This is a genomic window from Dechloromonas sp. TW-R-39-2 (genome assembly GCF_016864195.1).
Taxonomy (GTDB): domain Bacteria; phylum Pseudomonadota; class Gammaproteobacteria; order Burkholderiales; family Rhodocyclaceae; genus Azonexus.
This window is the reverse complement of sequence record NZ_CP045202.1, coordinates 208254-229400: the sequence shown is the minus strand read 5'-3', so window position 1 is coordinate 229400 and position 21147 is coordinate 208254. Positions and strand designations below refer to the sequence as shown.

Here is a 21147-nt window from a genome sequence, read left to right as displayed (position 1 = left end):
GACAATAGACCATGTGAGCATAATGGAATTTATGTCGAGACGACTGTCGCAGAAGGGTTTGCGGGGGAATGATGACGAATGTGGTTTCTGCCAGCAGGATGGCATCGTGCCTGAAGCACCGTTTTTCCCGGTGGACGAACAGGCATGGTTGCTGACTCCCCATCTTTTTTCCCTTGTTGTGCCGGTGAGAACCTGATCGACTCGGACCTGTGCCTCCCCGAACTATTCGAAATACAGCACGCCATTCTTGAAAATGCCGGCCATTCGATCATTGCGACGGATGCCGAAGGGACCATTCTCTACTTCAACCGGGCCGCCCAGAAAATGCTCGGTTACAGTTGGGCCGAGGTGGTCGGCCGCGCCACTCCAGGGCTGTTTCATGAACTGGATGAGGTTGCCCGTCGGGCACAGACCCTGTCACTTGAATTGCAGCGCCCGGTAGCACCCGGTTTCGAGGCTTTTGTCGCGCGTCTGACCATCACCAGCACCGATGAGCAGGATTGGACATACCGCCGCAAGGATGGCTCGACACTGCCCGTCCGCTTGTCGGTTACAGCCTTGTGCGATCCGCACGGGACAATCAACGGCTATCTTGGGATCGCTTCGGATATCAGCGAACGACGTCGCCTGGAGCAGGAACTGCGCGTTGCTGCCGTCGCCTTCGAGTCCCAGGCGGCGATCATGGTAACCGACCCGGCCCAGCGCATCCTGCGGGTCAACCAGGCTTTTGTCCGGCTGACCGGGTATTCGGCCGACGAGGCGATTGGCCAGAAGCCGAGCCTGTTGCAGTCCGGTCGGCAGGACAAGGCTTTCTACCAGGCGATGTGGCAATGTCTCCTGTCGCACGGGCATTGGGAAGGAGAAATCTGGAATCGGCGCAAGTCCGGCGAGATTTATCCTGAATGGCTGACGATCAGTGCCGTCAAGGATGATCACGGGGCGCTGACCCATTACGTCAGTACCTTTTCGGATATCAGCAATTTGAAGGTTGCCGAGTCGGAAATCCACAGTCTGGCCTTCTACGATCCGTTGACCGCGCTACCCAACCGGCGCTTGCTGCTTAATCGGTTGGCCAAGGCGCAGGCGGCGAGCAATCGCAGTGCGCAATATGGCGCCTTGCTGATGATCGATCTGGATAATTTCAAGACGCTGAACGATACCCTCGGTCACGACATGGGTGACCGGTTGCTGGTCGAAGTGGCCAGCCGCCTGACTTTCCGGATTCGTGAAGGCGATACGGCGGCCAGGCTTGGTGGCGACGAGTTTGTCGTGATGCTCGAAGATCTTGGTGAGGATGCCGAAGCGGCGGGGGTCCAGGCCGAAGTCATCGCCGAGAAAATTCGGCTGGAACTGGCCAGACCCTATGTCATGCTCGGCGATGGCGAGTATTTTCACAGCGCCAGCTTTGGCATCAGCCTGTTCTGCGGTCACGATAAAACCACCGAGGCCATTCTCAAGCAGGCCGATATTGCGCTCTACAAATCGAAGGATGCCGGACGAAATACCATTCGCTTCTTCGATAACGAGATGCAGACGGCACTCGATATCCGGGCCGGACTTGAGGCTGGTTTGCGTCAAGCCTTGTCGCGCAATGAATTCCGTCTTTTCGTCCAGCCTCAGGTCGATGGTGCTCGGCAAGCAATCGGTGCCGAGACGCTGTTGCGCTGGCAACCACCCGGCAAGCCGATGGTCGCACCGGGCGACTTCATTCCGCTGGCCGAAGAAACCGGCCTGATTGTTCCGATCGGCTTGTGGGTGCTCGACATGGTGTGCGCCCGTTTGCGGCGCTGGGCCGATAATCCGAAAACGGCGGCGCTTTATCTGGCTGTCAATGTCAGCGCCCGCCAGTTCCGTCAGCCTGATTTTGTCGAACAGGTCAAAGCGGCATTGGCCAGGAACGGGGCCGACCCACAGCGCCTGAAACTCGAACTGACGGAAAGCCTGCTGCTCGACAACGTCGATGGGGTGGTTGTCAAAATGCAGGCGCTGCGCGCCATCGGCGTGCGCTTTTCACTGGATGACTTTGGAACCGGTTACGCCTCGCTGTCTTACCTCAAGCGTTTTCCTTTCGAACAGCTCAAGGTCGATCGTTCTTTCATCCGTGACATCACGGTCGACCCCGACGATGCCGCGATTGTCCGGGCAATTATTGCCATGGGCAGTACCTTGCGGCTGAATGTGGTGGCCGAAGGGGTTGAGGCCGATGAGCAGCACGCCTATCTGGTTGAGCACGGTTGTCAGGTATTTCAGGGTTATCTCTTCGGTCGTCCGATGCCTTTCGAGGACTTCGAAGCCAGTCTTTGAAGCGATTCGGCAATTGCTGCGGTCGACCGTCGAATTGGCAAAATATTGCGCAGGAACAAGCAGATACGGGTTCAAAGCAGGCGCTGTTTCAGGTATATTCGCGCCCCATGATGAAGCCTGCTGTCGTTCTCCTTTCCGGTGGTCTCGATTCCGCCACCTGCCTCGCCCTCGCCCGTAGCCAGGGTTTCGATTGTTATTGCCTGTCTTTCGACTATGGCCAGCGCCACAATGCCGAACTGGCGGCGGCCGACCGTGTCGTCAAGGCGCTCGGTGCGGCCGAGCATCGGGTGATCAATTTCGGCCTGGCCCAGTTCGGTGGTTCAGCGCTGACCGATACCAGCATCGCAGTGCCAACCGGCGGCGTCATGCCCGGTATTCCGGTCACTTATGTGCCGGCCCGCAACACCATCATGCTCTCGCTGGCGCTTGCCTGGGCCGAAGTGCTGGGCAGTCGCGACATTTTTGTCGGGGTCAATGCGGTCGACTATTCCGGTTATCCCGATTGCCGCCCAGAGTACATCGCGGCATTTGAAACCATGGCCAACCTGGCGACGCGAGCCGGTGTCGAAGGTGTCAAATTAAGCATTCATGCGCCGCTGATTGCGTTGTCCAAGGCCGAGATCATCCGTACCGGCATGCAGCTGGGGGTCGATTACAGTCTCACCGTTTCCTGCTACCAGGCCGATACGCAGGGTCATGCCTGCGGCCAGTGCGATTCCTGCCGCCTGCGGGCCGAAGGCTTTGCCGCGGCCGGCGTGCCTGATCCAACGCCTTACGCAGCCGCCTGAGCATGGAGGCCAATAGCGCAGTGGCGACCATTCTCTGGCTCGCATTTGCCGTTGCCTTCGTTTTTGGTGCGATTGGCCAGAAAACGCATTTCTGCACGATGGGCGCGGTATCCGATATCGTCAATATGGGCGACTGGAGCCGGATGAGGATGTGGTTGCTGGCCATTGGCGTGGCGATTCTGGGGGCCGGCGCCTTGCACGCCAGCGGCCAGATCGATCTCGGCAAGTCGATTTACCGGACCCCCGCATTTACCTGGCTCTCGTACATCGTCGGTGGCAGCTGTTTTGGCGTCGGCATGGTGCTCGCCTCGGGCTGCGGTTCGAAGACGCTGATCCGGATCGGCAGCGGCAATCTCAAGTCGGTGGTTGTCTTCATCGTGCTCGGTTTGGTGGCTTACATGACGATGCGCGGTGTGCTGGGCGTGTTTCGCGTCAATGTGCTGGAAAAAGCGGCCATGACCTTTCCCGGTGGCCAGGATGTTCCGGCACTGCTGGTTGCCGCCGGCATCGAGCCGAAAACGGCGTTCATGCTGGCCGTTTTTGGCATCGGCGGCGGGTTGACCGCGGCAGCGCTGCTCAAGCGTGATTTCTGGACATTCGACAATCTGCTCGGTGGTCTGGGTACCGGCCTGGCCGTGGTCGCTGCCTGGTACGTCAGTGGCCACCTCGGTTTTCTGGCAGAACACCCGGAAACGCTGGAAGAGGCTTTCATCGCGACCAACAGCGGGCGCATGGAGTCGCTCAGTTTTGTCGCGCCGGCTGCTTTCTCGCTCGATTTGCTGATGCTCTGGTCGGACACCAGCCGCAAGGTGACCTTTGCCATTGCTACCGCTCTCGGCGTTATTGCGGGCTCTTTCGCCTGGACATTGCTGACGCGCAATTTCCGTTGGGAAGGCTTTGTCAGCGTTGAAGACACGGCAAACCATCTGGTCGGCGCTGCGTTGATGGGCTTTGGCGGCGTGGTGGCCATGGGGTGTACGGTTGGCCAGGGCATTAGCGGGTTTTCAACGCTGGCGCTGGGTTCCATCGTCACTTTCCTGTCCATTGTTCTGGCTGCGGCCGGGATGCTGAAGTTCCAGTATTGGCGCTTGATGCGCGAGGATTGAGCGCCTGTTTTCCTGCCTCGGGCCGGTTTAGAATGCCGGAATAACCGATAAATGGAGGAGAACCCATGGCCAAGGCCCAATTTTGCTGGCAAGACCCGTTACTGCTTGATGCGCAGCTGACGTCCGAAGAGCGCATGATCCGCGACGCGGCGCGCGATTATTGCCAGGAGCGGCTGATGCCGCGCGTTACTGAAGCCTTTCGCCACGAGAAGACCGATCCGGAGATTTTCCGTGAAATGGGCGCTCTTGGCCTGCTCGGCCCGACCATTCCGGCCGAGTACGGCGGCGCCGGCCTGAATTACGTCAGCTACGGCCTGGTTGCGCGTGAAGTCGAGCGTGTCGATTCGGGCTATCGCTCGATGATGAGCGTCCAATCCTCGCTGGTCATGGTGCCGATCCACGAATTCGGGACGGAAGCCCTGAAACGCAAATATCTGCCTGGCCTTGCCCGTGGCGAGTTGATCGGCTGCTTTGGCCTGACCGAGCCGAACCATGGCTCCGACCCCGGCAGCATGGAAAGCCGGGCGCGCAAGGTCGATGGCGGTTACCTGCTCAATGGCAGCAAAATGTGGATCACCAACGCGCCGATCGCCGATGTTTTTGTCGTCTGGGCCAAGAACGATGCCGGGATGATCCGCGGCTTCGTGCTCGAAAAAGGCATGCCCGGCCTGAGCGCGCCGGTCATCCACGGCAAGGTCGGTTTGCGTGCCTCGGTGACTGGTGAGATCGTCATGAACGATGTATTTGTCCCGGCTGAAAACGAGTTCCCGGAAGTGCGCGGTCTGAAAGGCCCGTTTACCTGCCTCGATTCGGCCCGTTACGGCATCGCCTGGGGCGCTTTGGGGGCCGCCGAGTTCTGCTGGCACATGGCCCGGCAATACACGCTTGATCGGCAGCAGTTCGGTCGGCCGCTGGCGGCCAATCAGTTGGTTCAGAAAAAGCTGGCCGACATGCAGACGGAAATCACGCTTGGCCTGCAAGGCTGCCTGCGCCTTGGCCGGATGAAGGATGAAGGCACGGCGTCGGTCGAAATCACGTCGATCATGAAGCGCAACTCCTGCGGCAAATCGCTCGATATTGCCCGCGTTGCGCGCGACATGCTGGGCGGGAACGGAATCAGCGACGAATTCGGCATTGCCCGCCATCTGGTCAATCTGGAAGTGGTCAATACCTACGAGGGAACGCACGATGTCCATGCGCTGATCCTCGGCCGGGCCCAGACCGGCATCGCGGCTTTTTGATCCGCCGGGGGCGCTTCAGCCGCCCTCGTTTTCCTTCAGCTTCTCGATGACCAGCGGGAAGGCTGCCGAACCGAACAGCGCAACCGCCGAGACGATGAAGGCCAAGCCGGCCATCGGGTCATCGAGCACCGGATGGAGCCAGGAGCCGAGGCCAAACAGGCTGAACAGCCCGACCAGAGTACAGAGCAGACCGAGGCTGCCGAGGGCAATGAAGGAATAAGGGTAGCGGCGCATGACCGGGATTCTACGGTCTTCAGGGGCGGGGCGTGAACGGGCAGCCTGGACAGGCATGAAAAAGGCCGGCCCGGATTGCGCCGGCCGGCCTTGTTTCAACGCTCGAGGCGCTTACTGGATCTGCTGGATACCGGCCAGCGTCCAGCCACGGCTGCCATCGTGCGGCTTGGTCAGATGCCACATTTCGTCGAAGGCTTCGGTCGGGCCATTCTTTTCCTCGCGGATCAGGCCGTGGAAACGGACGCTGACGACGTAACGACCAGCTTCTTCAGCCACGTCGAGGACTTCGGCGTTGAGCTGGACGACATCGGTTTCCTGCTTGGCGGTACCCCGCTCGGCCATGGCCAGCTTGATTTCACCGAACATTTCTGGCGAAGTGAATTCGCGGATATCGTCCAGATTGCCGGAGTCGTTGGCGGCCTGCAGGCGGATGAAGTTGACCTTGGCATTGCGCACGAAACCATCGACATCGAAGTCGGCCGGGATCGAGCCAGTGGTTGTGGCTGCTGCTGCGGCGGCAACTGGTGCAGCGCTGCCGCCGGCCGGGAATTCAGGCTGGATCGGTGCATTGCGGTTGAAGTCGGGATTGCCACCGGCGTATTGCATGCCGTTTGACGCGCCTTGTTGGGCCGCGGCCTTCTTGCGCATGAAGTAACCGATCGCCATCACGGCAACCATGACCAGCAGGCCGATCATCATCATGTTGGCCAGGCCTTCACCAAAGCCGAAGTGCGAAGCCAGTGCGGCCAGACCAAGACCGGCGGCCAGGCCGGCCAGCGGTCCCATCCAGGAACGTTTGGGCTGGGCTTGCGGCGCTGCAGCCGGTGCAGCATGTTGCTGCTGGGCGGGAGCGGCATTGGTTGCCTTGTTCGGGGCGACCGACTGGCGTTGCATGCCGGATGAACTGCCACCGCCGAGGCGCTTGGCTTCGGCATCGCCGATATTCAGCGTGAAGCCGAGTACAACGGCTGCGACCATCAAAGCAAAAGATTTCATGTTTGTCTCCATCGAGGTAAGTATTGCGAGGTGCAGGATAACCGCAAACCAGCCCCGAAAAAATATGATTTATTTGTGATGTTCAATCGAAAAAACCGAAGTATTTCAGGAGAACAGGGCGGCCGTTGCCTTGGGGTTGGAGGCGAAGTAGAAGTGGACATAGGAAGCGGTCAGCCGTTCCCGGCGGTAGATCGCCTCGCCTTCCCGGCCATCCTGCGTCTGGGCACGGACGATGGGCGTCAGCGGGGTCTCGCTCTTCGAGTAATGGAAGGTGTGGCCCTGCAGGCGGCCTTCCGGCAGGTCGGCGAACTGCATGCCGAGCGCTGTCAGGCGTTTCTGCATCACCGAGATGCCGGGCAACAGACCGGCGAAGGCGTGCGTTGTGCCGGCCTTGTCGGTGACCTGCTCGAACAGGCTCATCATGCCGCCGCACTCGGCGAGCAAGGGCTTGCCGGCCGCGACGTGGGCGCGCAGCGCGGTCCATAGGGGCTGGTTGGCCGACAGCGCCGGGGCGTGCAGTTCCGGGTAACCGCCGGGCAGCCAGACGGCATCGCAGGCCGGCAGCGGCTCGCCGGCGACCGGCGAGAAAAAGCGCAGTTCGGCGCCGAGGTCGGCCAGGGTTTCCAGATTGGCTGGATAAATGAAGCCGTAGGCGGCATCTCGGGCAATGGCGATGCGCTTGCCGGCGAGCAGCGGTTCGATCGTCGGGGGCGACGCGTCAGCAAAAACGACCGGTGGCGGCAGGTCGACTGCGCCCCGCAGGACCCCCCCTTGGGGGGAGGCACTGGCGGCCAGCGCATCGGCCAGGCGGTCGAGGCGTTCCTCGATATCGTCGATTTCGGCCGCCTGCAGCAGGCCGAGGTGGCGTTCCGGCAGCACCGCATCCGGGTTGCGCGGCAGGGCGCCGAACCAGCCCATGCCGGCTGGCAGGCTATCGCGGGCCATCGTGGCGTGGCGTTCGCTGCCGACCCGGTTGGCCAACACGCCGGCAAAGGGCAGGCCGGGGCGGTAGGTGGCGAGGCCGTGGGCGACGGCACCAAAAGTCTGGGCCATTGCCCCGGCGTCGATCATCGCCATCACTGGGATGTTGAAGCGGCAGGCGATGTCGGCTGCCGAGGGCGTGCCATCGAACAGCCCCATGACGCCTTCGACCAGGATCAGGTCGGAATCCTGCGCTGCCCGGCTCAGCCGCCAGCGGGCATCTTCTTCGCCGCACATGCCGAGATCGAGGTTCTGGCACGGTCGACCGCTGGCTACGGCATGAATCTGCGGATCGAGAAAATCCGGGCCGCACTTAAATACGGTGACGCGCCGGCCTTGCCGGGCATGCAGCCGGGCCAGCGCGGCGGTGACGGTGGTCTTGCCTTGGCCGGAAGATGGGGCGGCAATCAGCAGGGCGGGACAGGCAGTCATTTTTCTTCCTTGGCGGCGGGTTCGATCAGGACCAGTTTGCCGGTTTTCGGGTCGCGAAACACTTCGCCGATGCGGTCGTAGCCGCTGCCGTTCTGCGTGATGCCGCTGACCGGGCGTTCGATCTGCTGGCCTTTTTCGACCGGTTTTGGCGCCTTCAGCGCACTTTGCGTACCGGCCGCCAGCGCGGCGAGCAGGCCGCAGGCGAAAACCAGCATGACGTCGACCAGATTGACCAGGCTGGCGCGCGGGTCTTCGTCGTGATCGTCGAAGCGGGCATCGAGCTTGGAATAGAGGCGCAGGCGTTTGCGCGGCTGAATTTCGCTCATTCCATGCGCTCCAGCACTTCCTCGTACCAACGGCGGCGCAGCTTGCCGATCACCAGGCCGCCGATGCCGGCGACCAGGCCGAGGACGGTGGCATCGAAGGCGACGGTGACGGCACTGGCCAGCTGGGCCGGATCACCTTTGCCGAGTGCTGCAAGGCCGGGTCCGAGCGGGATGATGGTGGCCATCAGGCCGAGCATGGGCGGGATACGGGCGAGCAGGTCGGCGCGTTCCAGCCGGTGGCGGGCGATTGCCTGAACACGATCGACATTGCCGCTGGCCTGCAGTTTGGCAAGGCCGGAGAAACGCTCGCCGACGGCAATGCCGGCTTCGATCAGGGCGATGGCACAGGCCAGCATCAGGGCGGCGAGAGCCGGGGTGAGCAGCCAGGTGACGGCATCGTGCAGCCAGGCGAAGGAAAGTGGATCGTTCATTGAAAACTCCTGGAATTAAGCGCTGCGGCGGCCCAGCCACAAGCCGGTCGTGAACAGCGCAAGACTGGCGGCAAGCAGGCCGAGCAGGTTGAGGGTGCGGCCGACCAGATCGGCCGCCGGCAGTTCGGATTCGTTCAGTTCGTAGTAGCGCGGTGCGGCGGCGGGGGCTTCGGCTGCCGGTTCGGTTTTTGCCGTTTTTGCGGTGTCGACCGCCGGATTGCCGTTCGTTGCCGGGGTGACGGCGCCAGCCGGGGCTGTTGCCACCACTTCGCCGCGTGCCTTGGCCAGCGTCACGCCGAGCGCCTGTGCCTCGGCCGCATCGAGCTGCGGTGCCAGCCATTGCCACATCGGGTGATTGGGCGCGGTGTGACCGCTGCCGGGCAGGCCGTTCTTGGTGACCAATCTGGCCAGTTCGCCGCCCATCTGCTTGATGGTGGCGGCATCAGTTTTCCAGAAACCCTTTTCGGCGGCGACCATGAAAATCGCCAGCATATGTGCCTTGACGTGGGCGTTCTGGCCCTGGCCGAGGAATTTCGGCAGGCCGAGCTTCTGTGCATCGTCGAAATAGACGGCTTTCACTTCCTCCCAAGCCCAGTTCTTGACCAGATCGGGGCGTGTTACCTGCCAGCCCCACAGATTTTCGAGGAATTCGGTACCCATTGTCCGCGCCCCGGCGTAACCGTGTTCCATCAGCGGCTTCAGCCAGGCCGGGTTGAGGAAGCGGCCGCGCAGTTCGCCGAGCAGTGCCGTGGTCAGCGGCTCGACATCGGCCCGGCCGGGTTCGGCGTGTTGCAGGATCAGCGCTTCTGGCGGCTGGCCGGTACGGCCCTCGATGGCCAGCGACAGGCCGCCCAGGTAATCGAAGGCGTCGTTGTTGTCGAGCAGGCCGTAAAGGTTGCTGGCCCGGCCGTGGTAGGTCCGCTTGATGCCGTCGAGGGCGGTGTCGAAGGCGGCATGGGCGGCTTCGCCGCTGTCGTCGAGGCCGTAGGCGTGACCCATGCGGTTGCGGTAGGCACGGCCGATTTCGTCGCGTTCGCGCCAGGCGCCGGAGCGTTCGGTCAGCCGGTTGACGCCGGTGCCATAGGCGCCCGGGGCATCGCCGAAAATGCGCTGGGCGGCGGCATGGCCGGCTTCCTTGGTCGGCAGGCCGGCTTGTTCCAGTGCCGCAACGCGGTTCAGCCATTCGCGGGCAACGCGGTTGTCGCTAACCGCTTCTTTGCCCCAGTGGACGGTGGGGAGCGGCGCGAGTGCGGCGGTGAGCGCATCCTTCAATTCCGGTCGTTGTTCGAGCAGACGGCCGGCCGAGGCTGCGAGCGCCAGGCGGCCGGCACGGTCGATCAGGTTGTTGAGGTTGGGGTAAAGGTCGCGGAACAGGCCGGAAGTCGTGACGATGACGTCACGCCGCACGACGCCTGGCTTGAGGCGAACGTCGGTGACGATGCCGCGGGCGTTCCACACTGGTTCGGCGCCCATCATGGCCAGCGCGAAAGCGACCATCACCCCTTCGTCACGTACGGCGTCGGAGGCCCAGAGGATGATGCCTTCCGAGCCCTGGTCGTTCTTTCCAGCGCGGTCGACCGACTTCCGGGCCAGTTTTTCGCCGAGCTGGTAGCCGATTTTGGTCGGCAGGATATCGCCATCGACGGCGTGGAAATTGCGCCCGGTCGGCAGCGAGTCGGGCGAGCGCAGCGGGTCGTTGCCCTTGCCCGGTGGAATGTAGCGGCCATCCAGCCCGGCCAGCAGGCCGAGCATTTCGAGGCGGGGCGAATCGGCCAGCTTGCGGCTGATTTCCGGATCATCGATGCCGCCCTGCTTCATTGAGCCGAGCATCAGGTCAAGCGCCTTCTGGCTCCAGTTGCGGCCGAAAATGTGCAGGCCGTAGGGCATGAATTTTTCCTGCAGCTTGGTCAGGTAGTGGCCGACTTCGTGCGCCAGCAGGTCGTCGTCGGCCGCCTCGAAGCCAATGCCGCGCACCGCCAGCACGTCGGCCATCGAGGCTTCCAGTTCGGCCTTGAGGTTGAGCGCGACGACCTGCTCGCGCATGGTTCGGGCGGCTTGCGCCTTGAGCGATTCGGAGGAAGCGGCTTCGTAGCTTTCAACAATTTGGCGCAGGGCCAGCAACTGGTCGTAGAGCGGCGTTGCGGCGAGCGGTGGCGTCAGGTGGTCGACCATCACGGCCAGCCCGCGGCGCTTGGCCTGGGTGCCTTCGCCGACGCCATCGACGATGTAGGGGTAGATGCCGGGCAGATCGGCGGCGATCAGGCTTGGGTAGTCATCGGCGGCGAGGCCGACAGCCTTGCCGGGTAGGAATTCGTAGGTCGAATGGCGACCGACATGGACCACGGCATCGGCTTTGAAACGGTCGCGCAGCCAGTGGTAGAAGGCGAGGTACTGGTGCGGCGGCGTGACGCTGGTGTTGGCGTGCAGCAGTTCCTCGTCGACTTCCCAACCGCGTGGCGGTTGCGGGCCGATGAAGACGTTGCCGAAGGTCATGCCCGGCACCAGCAGCCGGCCGCCTTCGACCATCACCTTACCCGGCACGGTACCCCAGCCCTTGAGGCCTTCGATGCCGTAGCCGCTCAGGCGCCGGTTGAGCGGTGCTAGCGTCGCACAACGACGGGTGGATTTGTCGGCCAGGCAGGCGAGATAGCCGGCTTCCAGCGCTTTCAGGTCGCGGATTGCGACTTTGCGTTTCGGGTGATCGGCACCTTCGACCAGATGGTGCAGTTCCTTCAACACCGCATCGACTCGTTTGCGGCCGACCGTCTTTTCGTTGGCCTGTTCGGCTTCGAGCACTTCGGCCTGCAGGCGGCCGAGTGGACCGGCGGTCATTTCGCCCTGCACCCGGGCCGGCAGCGTCGCGAACCAGCGAGCGTAATCGGCGGTTTTGACCCCGTCGACCGCAGCACTCAATTCCTTCAGCGCAGTGCGGTCTTCCGGCAGATTGACGCCGTGCGCCATGATCCGGTCGAGCAGCGCTTCGGGCGATGCCGGCAGTTCGCCGACCGTGTAGCCAGCGGCTTTCAGCGCGTGCAGCATGTCGAACAGCGAGGCTGGCACGTCGAGGTTGTCGGCCCCGATGTTCTGTCGCCCCGGCGGATGGTTGTAATAGATCACCGCGACCCGTTTGTCGCGGTTGGCCTTGGCGCGCAGGTCGAGCCAGCGGCCGACACGGGCCGCCAGACGGTCGACTTCGGCGCCCAGTACGACCGGTGGCCGGCTTTCGATGCCGGTCAGCTTGTCCGGCCGCGCCGCGCCGAGCGCCGAGACGACGATGGGCTGGCCGATGCCCTGCAACTCGGGCAGGGCGACGCGATACTGCACCGAATCGGCCGGCAGGCCATCGGGCGACAAGCGCCACTGGGTCGCTGTCCGCTCGTTCAGGCGGATCGCCTTGAAGACCGGTACGTCGAGTTTCTTGAATGCTTCGCCGACCGCTTCGCGCCCTTCGGCCGCCCCGACGACGAAATCCTGCAGTACGACGAGGGCCGCCGCACGGGCCGGGGCGATCAGTTCAGGCAGTCGTTCGAGCGCTTCGCGCGAGGCGCCGCCCCAGCGCGTCAGCACCTGGACGCAGGCTTGGCCGTTGGCTTCGATCTGCCGACAGAGTGCGGCGGGCGGGCCGCCATCCATATTGGCCAGGTCGAGGACGACGACGGTCGGCTCGGCTTTGAGTCCGAGCTGGCTGGCGTTACCCCAGGCCGCGGTGTCGCTCAATTCCCGCTGGCCGACGCGCAGGCGCAGCGTCGGTTCCGGCTTGATTGCCGGTAAAGGCTGTTGTGGAGCGAGCAGGTGGGCGAACAGGGCCTGCGTGTTGTCGCTGCCGCCGGCTTGCCAGATTTGACGGGCGGCCAGCCAGTGGCGCGTGGTCGACTGCTTGCTTGCTGCGGTCAACGCTGATTCCGGTGGGTTTTCCAAGGCCAGCTGGCGCAGGGTTTCGGCTGGAAAGGCCGCCAGGGAGCCTTCGTTGTCGCGGCTCATCAGATTCAGGCTGGCTTCGCCGTTCATCGCCAGTACGGGCGTTTGTGGCCGTACGTGACGGCCCAGCGCGTCTTTCAGTCTACGGGCCGGGTCGCTGAAGACCGAAACGGCCAATATGCTGTCGGCCTTGCTTAGCCACAGACCAAGCTGTTTTTCGTCGGCCGCCATCAACTGGGCCGGCGTGCGCAACATGATGCGGTCACCCGGATGGCTGGCGAGATGGCGATGCGCCGCTTCGATTGCGGTGGGAGCGGCTCGTTCGGTGACCACGGCGAACAGGGTTGCGGCCTGCGCCGATACCATGCCGGCGGCACACAAAAGTGCCAGGGCATGGCGTTGCCAGCGGCAAGAAAAGCGTGTCATTGACGAGGTGTTTTCGGACGAGTGTGGCCGACTTACCAGTCGAGCCCCGGCATCGCCTTGATGCCTGCCTTGAAGGCGTGTTTCTCGTTGCCGATGTCGCTGACGGTATCGGCTGCATCGCGCAGAGCCTCGGGGGCGGCGCGGCCGGTGATGATGACGTGCTGCATCAACGGTCGGGCAAGCAGTTTGGCGATCACGCTGTCGAGATCGAGCCAGCCGTATTTGAAGGCGTAGGTCATTTCGTCGAGCACGACGAGGCCGATAGCCGGATTGTTCAAATGGCCGCAGGCGACTTCCCAGGCGGCTTGCGCGGCTTTGGCATCGCGTTCCTTGTCCTGGGTTTCCCAGGTGAAACCTTCGCCGCCGATATGCCAGGCGACATTGGCCTGCTGGCGGAAAAAGGCTTCTTCGCCGGTATCCGAACGACTCTTGACGAACTGCACGACACCCACTTTCAGACCGTGGCCGAGGGCGCGGGCGACGACGCCGAAAGCGGCCGACGATTTGCCCTTGCCGTTGCCGGTGTTGATCAGCAATACGCCGCGCTCTTCCTGGGCGCCGGCGATCTTTTCATCGACCACGGCTTTCTTTTTCTGCATGCGTTCTTCGTGGGTCACAGCCATGGGTCTTACTCCGGAATGAAACAGCGATGGCCGCGGTCTTCGAGCTGACGCAGGCCATAGCCATAAAGTTGGGACAGCTTTTCTGCCGTCAGGATGGTGTCGACCGTGCCAAGCTCGGTGCGGCCATCGCCATGCACCAGCAAGGCGCGATCACAGAAGCGATGCGCCAGTGCCGGGTCGTGCAGCACCATGATGACGCCCGCCCCATCGTTGCGTGCGGTCTCCGCAAACAGTTCGAGGACAGCCATCTGGTGATTGAGGTCGAGGTGCGAGAGCGGCTCGTCGAGCAGGTACAGCGGTGCTGCCTGGGTGAGTAGCGTGGCAATCGCCAGGCGCTGGCGTTCGCCACCTGACAAGGTATGAATCTGGCGGGTTTCCATGCCATCGAGGCCGACCGATTTCAGTGCAGCACGGGCGATTTCGGCATCCTGCCGGCTTTCCCAGGCCCAGCGGCCAAGGTGCGGGTGGCGGCCGGTCAGGGTTGTTTCCAGAACCGTCGAGCCAAACGGGTCGGACTGGAACTGGCCAAGCCAGGCCCGACGCAGGGCGGCCTGGTGCGGCGGGGTCAGCGCAAGGTCTTCGGCATCGAGCATCACCACGCCGGCACTACTTGGACGCAAGCCGGCCAGTGTCGACAGCAAGGTCGACTTACCGGCACCATTGCGCCCCAGGATGGCCAGCCGTTCGCCGGCGTGCAGGCTCAGGTCGAGCCGGTCGATGACTCGTTTGCCACCGACGTCGACGGCCAATTGGCGTGTTTCGAGCAGGGCGCCGCTCATTTCGGCTGCCTCGACAGGATGACCAGGAAGATCGGGACGCCGATCAGCGCGGTGAGTACGCCGACCGGGAGTTGTTGCGGGGCGATGATCGTCCGGGCCAGCGTGTCGGCCAGAACCAGCAGCGAGCCGCCGGCCAGCACCGATGCAGGGAGCAGCAGTCGCTGGTCGTTGCCGGTGGCGAGGCGAACGAGGTGGGGAACGATCAGGCCGACAAAGCCGATCGAACCAGCCGTTGTCACAGACGCAGCGGTGGCCAGCGAAGCGAGCAGATAAATGGCGTAGCGCAAGCGGTCGACCGCGACACCCAGCGCCTGGGCCTGCATCTGTCCACGTGCCAGCATGTTCAGTTCGCGGGCGAAGGGCATGGCCAGTATCAATGCCAGGCCCAGGGCGCTCAGGGCTGGCCACCACTGGGCGCTTTGGCCGAGATCGCCCATCAGCCAGAAAAGCATGCCGCGCAGCTTGTGCTCCGGTGCGATGGCCAGCATCAGGGCGACCAGCGCACCGCAGCCGGCGGCAACGATGACGCCGGTGAGTAGCAGGCGTGTCTGCGTCCAGCTGCCATCGCCGTGCGCCAGACCAAAAACCAGCAGCATGGCGCCGAGCGCACCGGCAAAAGCCAGTCCGTCGATGCCGAGGGCCGGCAAGCCGAGAATGATGGCGAACATTGCCCCGGCCCCGGCGCCGCCGGAAATCCCCAGGACGTAAGGATCGGCCAGCGGATTGCGCAGCAATACCTGCATCAATGCGCCGGCCAGTGCCAGCAGGCCACCGCAGGCAAAACCGGCAATTGCGCGCGGCAACCGAAGCTGCAGCACGACATCGCCGGCGCCGCCTTCCTGCCCGAGCAGGGCCGCCCACACTTCACCGATCGAAACCTTGAAGCTGCCGACCGTCAGGGCCAGTGCGAAGCTGGCCAGGACGAGCAGGCAGAGACAGGCGAGGATCAGCAGGGCGCGGCGGCTGGAGGGCATGGTTCAGTAAGCGTAGTTGACCGCGGCAAACCAGTTGCGCCGGGGTGCGGCATAGTACGAGTAATACTCACGGTCGAGCAGGTTGTCGATCGCCAGCGAGGCGGTGATGTGCTTGTCGATGCGATAGGCGATACGGCTGTCGACGACGGTGTAGGCATCGTAGGACTGGAAGACGTTGCCGGCGAAATCGCTGTTGTCATCGGTCGAGTATTGCTTGCTGGCGTAGCGCAGATTGCTGCCCAGCGTCCATGGGCCGTAGCTGGTGTCAAAGCCGAGCGTTGCCTGGTGTTGCGGCAAATAAGCGATTTTCTTGCCTTGGCTGATGCGCGATTGGCTATTCCGCCGTACTTCGGAATCAGTCATCGTGTAAGAGGCCATCAGACGGGTCGAGTCGCCGATTTTTTGCGTCATGCCGACGACGAAGCCCTGGCTGGTGGCCTCTTCCGCATTGATCCGGTTACGCGTTGTTCCACTCGTTTGTGTGTAGATCAGGTCATCCATCCGGTTGCTGAAGGCAGTGAACTTGAGTTCGCCTCCTTGCCAGGGCTTGAAATCTGCGCCGATATCCAGCGTTGTGACGGTTTCTGGCTTGAGCAGTGGATTGGCGGTTAAGTTTGTTTTACCGATCCAGCCGCTGCGATAAAGCTCGTAGACGGAGGGCGCGCGGAAGGCAGAACCGTATGATGTGCGCAGGGCAAAGGCTGAATTGACTTCAAAACGCAGGGCCAGTTTCGGGTTCCAGGCTTCAGCCGTCCGGCTGGCGTAGTTTTTGTAGATATTGCCGCTGTTCCAGCCCGGGGTCTCGATATGGCCGTTCGAGTTCTTCCAGTAGTCGTAACGCAGGCCGAAATGTGCGAGCAGTCGATCGCTCAGTTGCCATTCATCCTGAGCATACAAGCCGAGAGAGTTGGTTTCTCCACTGACGTTGGCGTAAAGATTGCCCCGGCTCGATGCATCGTGCCAGTTGCTCAGTGTGTATTCGCTGTTGTTTGCCCGGTCGTGGCGCCATGCGCTCCCCAGCGTGATGCCGTGGCGACCCAGCTGACGTGTCCAGTAAGCATCAAGCAATTCGCTGCGGGCGGGAGAGTCGCTGATCCGGCTGGTGCTGGGGGTGATGAAATAATTGCTGCTGACATCAATATAGGCTGCGCTGATCTTGAGCAGTCCGCCCAGCGTTTCGATATCGCCGCCTAGCGAGTAAATCTGCCGTTCATAAGCGCCCGGGCTGGCCATCCAGGTCGAACAGATGGCCGTTGTCGGCGTACACCCGTTCCAGTTCGTCGTGCCATTGCTGTTTCTGAGATAGCTTTCCGGGGTGCTGTTCGAGTATTCATAAGCCTGGCGCTGCCAGCCGGCGCGCCATTTGTTCAGGCCGCCCAGGCGCTGTTCGAGTTTGATGTACTCGCCGTTTTCTTCCCAGGCCGTTGCTCCTTTGTTGCCAACGAGATAAGCATTGACCCCCTTGTTGCTGCTGGTCTGGGTCCAGCCGCTGACGGTGGCGCCAGGACTGCTTGTTGCCGTGACATTTTCATTGCGATAGCCGGCGGTTGCCATCCAGTTGCCGCCAATCAGGACCGACAGACCATTATCGAACAGCGTGCCGCCCATTAAGCTGATCCGGCGTGTGTCTTCCGGTGCCGTACCACGCGAAAAAGGTGCGCCGTAACCAAAACTGGCGTTGAACATCGGGGCTTTCGGCATCAAGGTGGTGAAATTGACCACGCCGCTCATTGCCGTTCCGCCATAGAGCGAAGACATCGGGCCGACCATGACTTCGGCCTGGCGAAGTATTTCGGTTGGCATGCCGGATAAGTTGACGCTCCCGGCGTAACCGTCGTTGACCGGTATGCCATCGACCATGACCAGCATCCGTCGTTCGTCCGGGATGCCGCGCAATGACATGGCCTGGGTCGATTGGGTCGTGCCTCGCCCGGGTTGGATGGTCAGGCCTGGAATGTATTTGACGACATCGCTCAATCGGTCGTTTTTGCGGCTGTTCAATTCATCCTGGCGAACAATCTCGACTTGCCCCGGTGCCTTTTCCAGCGGCGTCATGAAACGACTGGCCGAAACAACGACCGATTCCAGCTCGGTTGGCCGGTCGATACTGAGGGGCTCGGCAATGGCGTGATGCGCGAAAAGCGAACTGATCACAGCCGCAGTGTGGGTCAATCGAAAATTCATGGTCTTCCTTTTTCCGGCAGGCGTCCCCGCGAACCGGAATGGCATTGAAAAGGAAAAGCAAGGGATGACAGGTCGGCCGAATAAAACTGGCGCCACAACCCCGTGGCAATTCCGTGATTTGTTTCAGGCCGGTATCCGGGCTCGCAAGTCTTGATGTACCGCCTTCCCAGGTTTTACCCAGTGGCCTTGAGGTACATCCGCACTCACTTACCGTTGCGGGGGCAGCAGCGGATTGATCTCATCGGAGACGCACCACTTTCCCGTTTAACTGCACTTGGAGAATCCGCGCGCAGCACCTGACACGGTGCGCATTCTACATGTGCACTTGCTGCATCGCACTATAAAAGTCGTGCCCATTTCGTATAAACCACTTTGAGAATAAAGGCTTAGTCCTTGACCACGCATTGTTTTTCCCTCTATAGTTCGCGCCATGAATACCGAACTCGAAGCGCTTGAAGCCAAGATTGAACAGGTGGTTGCCCTGGTGCACCAGTTGCGTGCCGAGAACGAGGTGCTGAAAAACCAGATGGCTGCTGCCGAGGCAGAGCGTCTCCACTTGCGTCAGACAATGACGGTGGCGCGAGAGCGCCTTGAAGGCCTGGTCGACAAGCTGCCCGAGGATGTCTGAGATGAGCACCGAAACGAATTTCCTCGATGTCAAAATCATGGGGCGCGAATATCGCGTGGCCTGCAGTGCCGAAGAGCGCGATGCGCTGCTTGCTGCGGTCGACCTGGTTGACAACAAAATGCGCGAAATCGCCCAGCGCACCAAAAGCACTATTGCCGAGCGTGTAGCGGTAATGGCTGCGCTCAACATCGCGCACGAACTGCTGGCCGGTCAGGCTGCAGGCGGTATCGAAGGCGATGCGGAATCTGTTGATACTTCCGAGACAAAGCGTAGAATCGATCACATGGGAGCACGAATTGATTCCGTGCTTGCGCCCCAGCAGCAACTGGACATCTAGGTCATTTGCTGTTGACCCCGGCGCCGCCCGCCGAGCGTCCCCTGCGGTGTTTGTTAAGACCATATATTCCTTGAACCAATGCTAATTGGCATCGGTTGCGGACCATACCGCTGCTGTTGTGAGTGCCTCTCTGTCAGGCGTTCCTGATGCAGCTGGAAAGCGACCATTCTGGACCCCGGTTCAGGATGCCGGTCTGACGGCACTTGCGGGGGCCTTTTTTTTGGCCTGGCGATGACTATTTCTCCTGATTTTCCCATGGCAGTCTCCGATCAACCGGTTGCGCAGTTCTGGTTGATGAAATCGGAACCTGATGAGGTCTCGATTGATCATCTTGCCGCTGCGCCAAATGTTCCCTTTCCGTGGTTTGGCGTCAGAAACTATCAGGCGCGCAACTTCATGCGCGATGCGATGCGGGTCGGCGATCTGGCATTTTTTTATCACTCGGGCTGTGCCGAACCGGGGATTGCCGGGGTTTGCCGGATCGCTTCGGCGCCTTACCCCGATGCAACCCAGTTTGATGCGGTCAACCCGTATTTCGACCCGAAATCCAAAGCCGATTCGCCGCGCTGGTTATTGCGTGATGTCATGTTCGTGCAAAAGACGCGCTATTTGCCGCTGACTGAACTGCGGGCTTGTCCGGAACTTGCTAACATGCGCCTTCTTGCCCGCGGCAACCGTTTGTCGATTACACCGGTAACCGCTGAGGAATGGCAATTTATTACGATGGAACTTCTGGTATGAGCTTGTTGCTGATTTGGGTTGCTGCTTATCTTGTACTTGGTGCATTTACCGGATTTTTTGCCGGGATGCTGGGGATTGGCGGCGGGCTGGTCATGGTGCCGGCCCTGACCTTGATGTTTGCTGCACAGACTCAGTTTCCTTCAGGCGAAATCCTGCACATGGCACTTGGCACTTCGATGGCCTCGATCATTTTTACGGCTGTTGCCAGCTTGCGGACGCACCATAGCCATGGTGCGGTGATGTGGAATATTTTCAAAGTAATTACACCCGGCATTCTGCTTGGTACGGCGATCGGAACTTTGTTTGCTGCCAGCGTTCCGGCACGTCCACTGGCCATTTTTTTTACTTTCTTTGTTTGTCTCGTTGCAGTCCAGATGGCGCTTAACTTGAAGCCAAAGGCGGCTCGTGACTTGCCTGGGACGATGGGGGTTGCTGCTGTCGGCTTCGGTATCGGTGCACTGTCTTCTGTCGTAGCAATCGGTGGCGGTGCATTGACCGTACCGTTCCTGACTTGGTGCAACGTTCGTGTTCAACATGCTATCGGTACCTCGGCGGCAGTCGGTTTGCCTATCGCGGTCGGCGGAACGTTGGGCTATGTCTTCAATGGCTGGCACCAGCCGGGTTTGCCACAGGGCAGTTTGGGATTTGTGTACTTGCCAGCCCTGGTGATTCTGGTTGCAGCATCGATGGTGACAGCTCCCTACGGTGCCAGTCTGGCGCATCGCTTGCCAGTGGCAACCCTGAAGCGGATTTTTGCCGCAATCCTTATCCTGCTCGCGGCAAAAATGGTCTGGAGTTTGTTCAGCACGCCTTGAACGCAGGTTTGCGCTTTTCAAGGAAGGCGCTCAGGCCTTCCTTGTAGTCCTCTGTGTCGAGGAAGGCGAACGACGCGGCTTTTTCTTCATCGTTCAGCGGTCGACCGTTTTGCAGGCGGCGAATCCACTGCTTGTGCCAGCCGGCCACCAACGGGGCGCCGGCACAGATGCGCCGTGCCGTGGCATAGGCTTCATCTTCGACCTGCGGATCAGGAACAACGCGGGTGATCAGCCCTTTTTCATAGGCTTCGGTGGCGTTGAGAATGCGTCCTTCGAGCAGGATTTCCTTCATCACGGCGGCACCGGCCAGCTTCAGCAAACCCTCCATCTCGCCTGGATACATCGAAAAGCCGAGTCGATTGATCGGCGCACCGAAGCGGGCCGATTCGTTGCTGATACGCAGGTCACAGACGCCGGCGATTTCAAGGCCGCCACCGATGCAGGCTCCCTGGATCAGGGCCACGGTCGGGTGCGGGCAATCGGCGATGGCATTCAGGGCCAGCGCGACTTGCTCGTGGTAGTGCAGGGCTTGCTCCAGCGTGGCGCGTCCGGTGACGAATTCTTCCAGATCGCCGCCCGCGGCAAAGGCATCGTGCCCGGCACCACGCAGCACGATGCAGCGGATGTCGCGGTCAACCGCCAGCTTGCCCATGATTCCGGCCAAGTCCTGCCACATGGCCAAATTGATGGCATTCAGCTTGCCGGGATTGTTGAGTGTCAGGGTGGCGATTTCGCCGTTTGTGGAGAGGTCGACCGTAGCCATGTGCGCAAAGTGTTGTTTTTAATGACTTGAATTATATGCCCAGGGACATTCACGCATCGTGAATGTCTTATATAAGATATAATATAGCCGCCGATTTTTCGGTAATTACAAATTACTAAT

19 protein-coding genes, 1 other RNA gene and 1 riboswitch are annotated in these 21147 nt (G+C 61.5%); of the genes, 9 read left to right on the top strand and 11 right to left on the bottom strand.

Going from position 1 to position 21147, the window contains the following annotated elements:
• Positions 1–144 precede the first annotated feature (144 nt).
• The 4 genes from GBK02_RS01125 to GBK02_RS01110 all read left to right on the top strand — a co-directional run bounded on the left by GBK02_RS01125 (position 145) and on the right by GBK02_RS01110 (position 5439).
• A complete protein-coding gene (locus GBK02_RS01125; protein WP_203467947.1) occupies positions 145–2304 on the top strand; it encodes a bifunctional diguanylate cyclase/phosphodiesterase in 2160 nt (719 codons plus the stop codon).
• A gap of 107 nt (positions 2305–2411) precedes the next feature.
• Positions 2412–3092: a 7-cyano-7-deazaguanine synthase QueC gene (gene queC / locus GBK02_RS01120; protein ID WP_203467946.1), complete on the top strand. Its 681-nt coding sequence runs from the start codon at positions 2412–2414 to the stop codon at positions 3090–3092.
• Between the two features lie 2 nt (positions 3093–3094).
• Positions 3095–4198 (top strand): YeeE/YedE family protein, encoded by a 1104-nt coding sequence (locus GBK02_RS01115; RefSeq protein WP_203467945.1) that lies wholly within the window; start codon positions 3095–3097, stop codon positions 4196–4198.
• A 65-nt stretch (positions 4199–4263) separates the two neighbouring features.
• A complete protein-coding gene (locus tag GBK02_RS01110) occupies positions 4264–5439 on the top strand; it encodes an acyl-CoA dehydrogenase (protein ID WP_203467944.1) in 1176 nt (391 codons plus the stop codon).
• 15 nt (positions 5440–5454) lie between these two features.
• Here the strand turns inward: GBK02_RS01110 and GBK02_RS01105 are convergent, their stop codons facing one another.
• From GBK02_RS01105 to GBK02_RS01060, 10 genes are all read right to left on the bottom strand, one after another.
• Positions 5455–5673 (bottom strand): hypothetical protein, encoded by a 219-nt coding sequence (locus GBK02_RS01105; RefSeq protein WP_203467943.1) that lies wholly within the window; start codon positions 5671–5673, stop codon positions 5455–5457.
• Positions 5674–5784: 111 nt separating this feature from the next.
• On the bottom strand, positions 5785–6669 hold the full coding sequence (locus GBK02_RS01100) for a Tim44 domain-containing protein (RefSeq protein ID WP_203467942.1): 885 nt from the start codon (positions 6667–6669) through the stop codon (positions 5785–5787).
• Positions 6670–6774: 105 nt separating this feature from the next.
• Positions 6775–8082, bottom strand: a complete 1308-nt coding sequence (locus GBK02_RS01095; RefSeq protein ID WP_203467941.1) for a cobyrinate a,c-diamide synthase — start codon at positions 8080–8082, stop codon at positions 6775–6777.
• Positions 8079–8408 (bottom strand): DUF2149 domain-containing protein, encoded by a 330-nt coding sequence (locus GBK02_RS01090; protein WP_203467940.1) that lies wholly within the window; start codon positions 8406–8408, stop codon positions 8079–8081. Before GBK02_RS01090 ends, GBK02_RS01095 begins: the two co-directional genes overlap by 4 nt.
• Positions 8405–8839 carry a MotA/TolQ/ExbB proton channel family protein gene (locus GBK02_RS01085; protein WP_203467939.1) on the bottom strand — a complete coding sequence of 145 codons (435 nt, stop codon included), beginning with the start codon at positions 8837–8839 and terminating at the stop codon, positions 8405–8407. Before GBK02_RS01085 ends, GBK02_RS01090 begins: the two co-directional genes overlap by 4 nt.
• Before the next feature lie 15 nt (positions 8840–8854).
• Positions 8855–13183 carry a cobaltochelatase subunit CobN gene (locus GBK02_RS01080; RefSeq protein ID WP_203467938.1) on the bottom strand — a complete coding sequence of 1443 codons (4329 nt, stop codon included), beginning with the start codon at positions 13181–13183 and terminating at the stop codon, positions 8855–8857.
• 32 nt (positions 13184–13215) lie between these two features.
• Positions 13216–13806, bottom strand: coding sequence for a cob(I)yrinic acid a,c-diamide adenosyltransferase (gene cobO / locus GBK02_RS01075; RefSeq protein WP_203467937.1), 591 nt, complete (start codon positions 13804–13806; stop codon positions 13216–13218).
• Between the two features lie 5 nt (positions 13807–13811).
• Entirely contained in the window at positions 13812–14585 is a 774-nt protein-coding gene (locus tag GBK02_RS01070; RefSeq protein WP_203467936.1) for an ABC transporter ATP-binding protein, read from the bottom strand.
• The gene (locus tag GBK02_RS01065; RefSeq protein ID WP_203467935.1) at positions 14582–15559 is read right to left on the bottom strand and encodes an iron ABC transporter permease; all 978 of its coding nucleotides are present in this window, start codon (positions 15557–15559) and stop codon (positions 14582–14584) included. The genes GBK02_RS01070 and GBK02_RS01065 overlap by 4 nt, the downstream gene beginning before the upstream one ends.
• 3 nt (positions 15560–15562) lie before the next feature.
• The gene (locus tag GBK02_RS01060; protein ID WP_203467934.1) at positions 15563–17743 is read right to left on the bottom strand and encodes a TonB-dependent receptor; all 2181 of its coding nucleotides are present in this window, start codon (positions 17741–17743) and stop codon (positions 15563–15565) included.
• A gap of 108 nt (positions 17744–17851) precedes the next feature.
• Positions 17852–18058, bottom strand: a riboswitch (cobalamin riboswitch).
• 115 nt (positions 18059–18173) lie between these two features.
• On the opposite strand from GBK02_RS01060, the gene GBK02_RS01055 reads away from it, so the two are divergent.
• The 5 genes from GBK02_RS01055 (at position 18174) to GBK02_RS01035 (ending at position 20264) form a co-directional block, all read left to right on the top strand.
• Positions 18174–18371, top strand: coding sequence for a hypothetical protein (locus GBK02_RS01055; protein ID WP_203467933.1), 198 nt, complete (start codon positions 18174–18176; stop codon positions 18369–18371).
• 1 nt (position 18372) lies between these two features.
• The gene (locus tag GBK02_RS01050) at positions 18373–18708 is read left to right on the top strand and encodes a cell division protein ZapA (RefSeq protein WP_203467932.1); all 336 of its coding nucleotides are present in this window, start codon (positions 18373–18375) and stop codon (positions 18706–18708) included.
• 35 nt (positions 18709–18743) lie between these two features.
• Positions 18744–18924, top strand: a non-coding RNA gene (ssrS, locus tag GBK02_RS01045) — 6S RNA.
• 39 nt (positions 18925–18963) lie between these two features.
• Positions 18964–19449 carry an EVE domain-containing protein gene (locus GBK02_RS01040; RefSeq protein WP_203467931.1) on the top strand — a complete coding sequence of 162 codons (486 nt, stop codon included), beginning with the start codon at positions 18964–18966 and terminating at the stop codon, positions 19447–19449.
• Positions 19446–20264 (top strand): sulfite exporter TauE/SafE family protein, encoded by an 819-nt coding sequence (locus GBK02_RS01035; RefSeq protein WP_203467930.1) that lies wholly within the window; start codon positions 19446–19448, stop codon positions 20262–20264. Before GBK02_RS01040 ends, GBK02_RS01035 begins: the two co-directional genes overlap by 4 nt.
• Here GBK02_RS01035 and GBK02_RS01030 read toward each other — a convergent pair.
• Positions 20251–21027 carry an enoyl-CoA hydratase/isomerase family protein gene (locus tag GBK02_RS01030; protein WP_203467929.1) on the bottom strand — a complete coding sequence of 259 codons (777 nt, stop codon included), beginning with the start codon at positions 21025–21027 and terminating at the stop codon, positions 20251–20253. The genes GBK02_RS01035 and GBK02_RS01030 overlap by 14 nt on opposite strands.
• Between the last annotated feature and the right edge of the window lie 120 nt (positions 21028–21147).

Bases quoted from the DNA above. Each gene is read 5' to 3' on its own strand.
- GBK02_RS01125 (WP_203467947.1), top strand. From the start codon at position 145: ATGGTTGCTGACTCCCCATCTTTTTTCCCTTGTTGTGCCGGTGAGAAC.
- queC (WP_203467946.1), top strand. From the start codon at position 2,412: ATGATGAAGCCTGCTGTCGTTCTCCTTTCCGGTGGTCTCGATTCCGCC.
- GBK02_RS01115 (WP_203467945.1), top strand. From the start codon at position 3,095: ATGGAGGCCAATAGCGCAGTGGCGACCATTCTCTGGCTCGCATTTGCC.
- GBK02_RS01110 (WP_203467944.1), top strand. From the start codon at position 4,264: ATGGCCAAGGCCCAATTTTGCTGGCAAGACCCGTTACTGCTTGATGCG.
- GBK02_RS01105 (WP_203467943.1), bottom strand. From the start codon at position 5,673: ATGCGCCGCTACCCTTATTCCTTCATTGCCCTCGGCAGCCTCGGTCTG.
- GBK02_RS01100 (WP_203467942.1), bottom strand. From the start codon at position 6,669: ATGAAATCTTTTGCTTTGATGGTCGCAGCCGTTGTACTCGGCTTCACG.
- GBK02_RS01095 (WP_203467941.1), bottom strand. From the start codon at position 8,082: ATGACTGCCTGTCCCGCCCTGCTGATTGCCGCCCCATCTTCCGGCCAA.
- GBK02_RS01090 (WP_203467940.1), bottom strand. From the start codon at position 8,408: ATGAGCGAAATTCAGCCGCGCAAACGCCTGCGCCTCTATTCCAAGCTC.
- GBK02_RS01085 (WP_203467939.1), bottom strand. From the start codon at position 8,839: ATGAACGATCCACTTTCCTTCGCCTGGCTGCACGATGCCGTCACCTGG.
- GBK02_RS01080 (WP_203467938.1), bottom strand. From the start codon at position 13,183: ATGACACGCTTTTCTTGCCGCTGGCAACGCCATGCCCTGGCACTTTTG.
- cobO (WP_203467937.1), bottom strand. From the start codon at position 13,806: ATGGCTGTGACCCACGAAGAACGCATGCAGAAAAAGAAAGCCGTGGTC.
- GBK02_RS01070 (WP_203467936.1), bottom strand. From the start codon at position 14,585: ATGAGCGGCGCCCTGCTCGAAACACGCCAATTGGCCGTCGACGTCGGT.
- GBK02_RS01065 (WP_203467935.1), bottom strand. From the start codon at position 15,559: ATGCCCTCCAGCCGCCGCGCCCTGCTGATCCTCGCCTGTCTCTGCCTG.
- GBK02_RS01060 (WP_203467934.1), bottom strand. From the start codon at position 17,743: ATGAATTTTCGATTGACCCACACTGCGGCTGTGATCAGTTCGCTTTTC.
- GBK02_RS01055 (WP_203467933.1), top strand. From the start codon at position 18,174: ATGAATACCGAACTCGAAGCGCTTGAAGCCAAGATTGAACAGGTGGTT.
- GBK02_RS01050 (WP_203467932.1), top strand. From the start codon at position 18,373: ATGAGCACCGAAACGAATTTCCTCGATGTCAAAATCATGGGGCGCGAA.
- GBK02_RS01040 (WP_203467931.1), top strand. From the start codon at position 18,964: ATGGCAGTCTCCGATCAACCGGTTGCGCAGTTCTGGTTGATGAAATCG.
- GBK02_RS01035 (WP_203467930.1), top strand. From the start codon at position 19,446: ATGAGCTTGTTGCTGATTTGGGTTGCTGCTTATCTTGTACTTGGTGCA.
- GBK02_RS01030 (WP_203467929.1), bottom strand. From the start codon at position 21,027: ATGGCTACGGTCGACCTCTCCACAAACGGCGAAATCGCCACCCTGACA.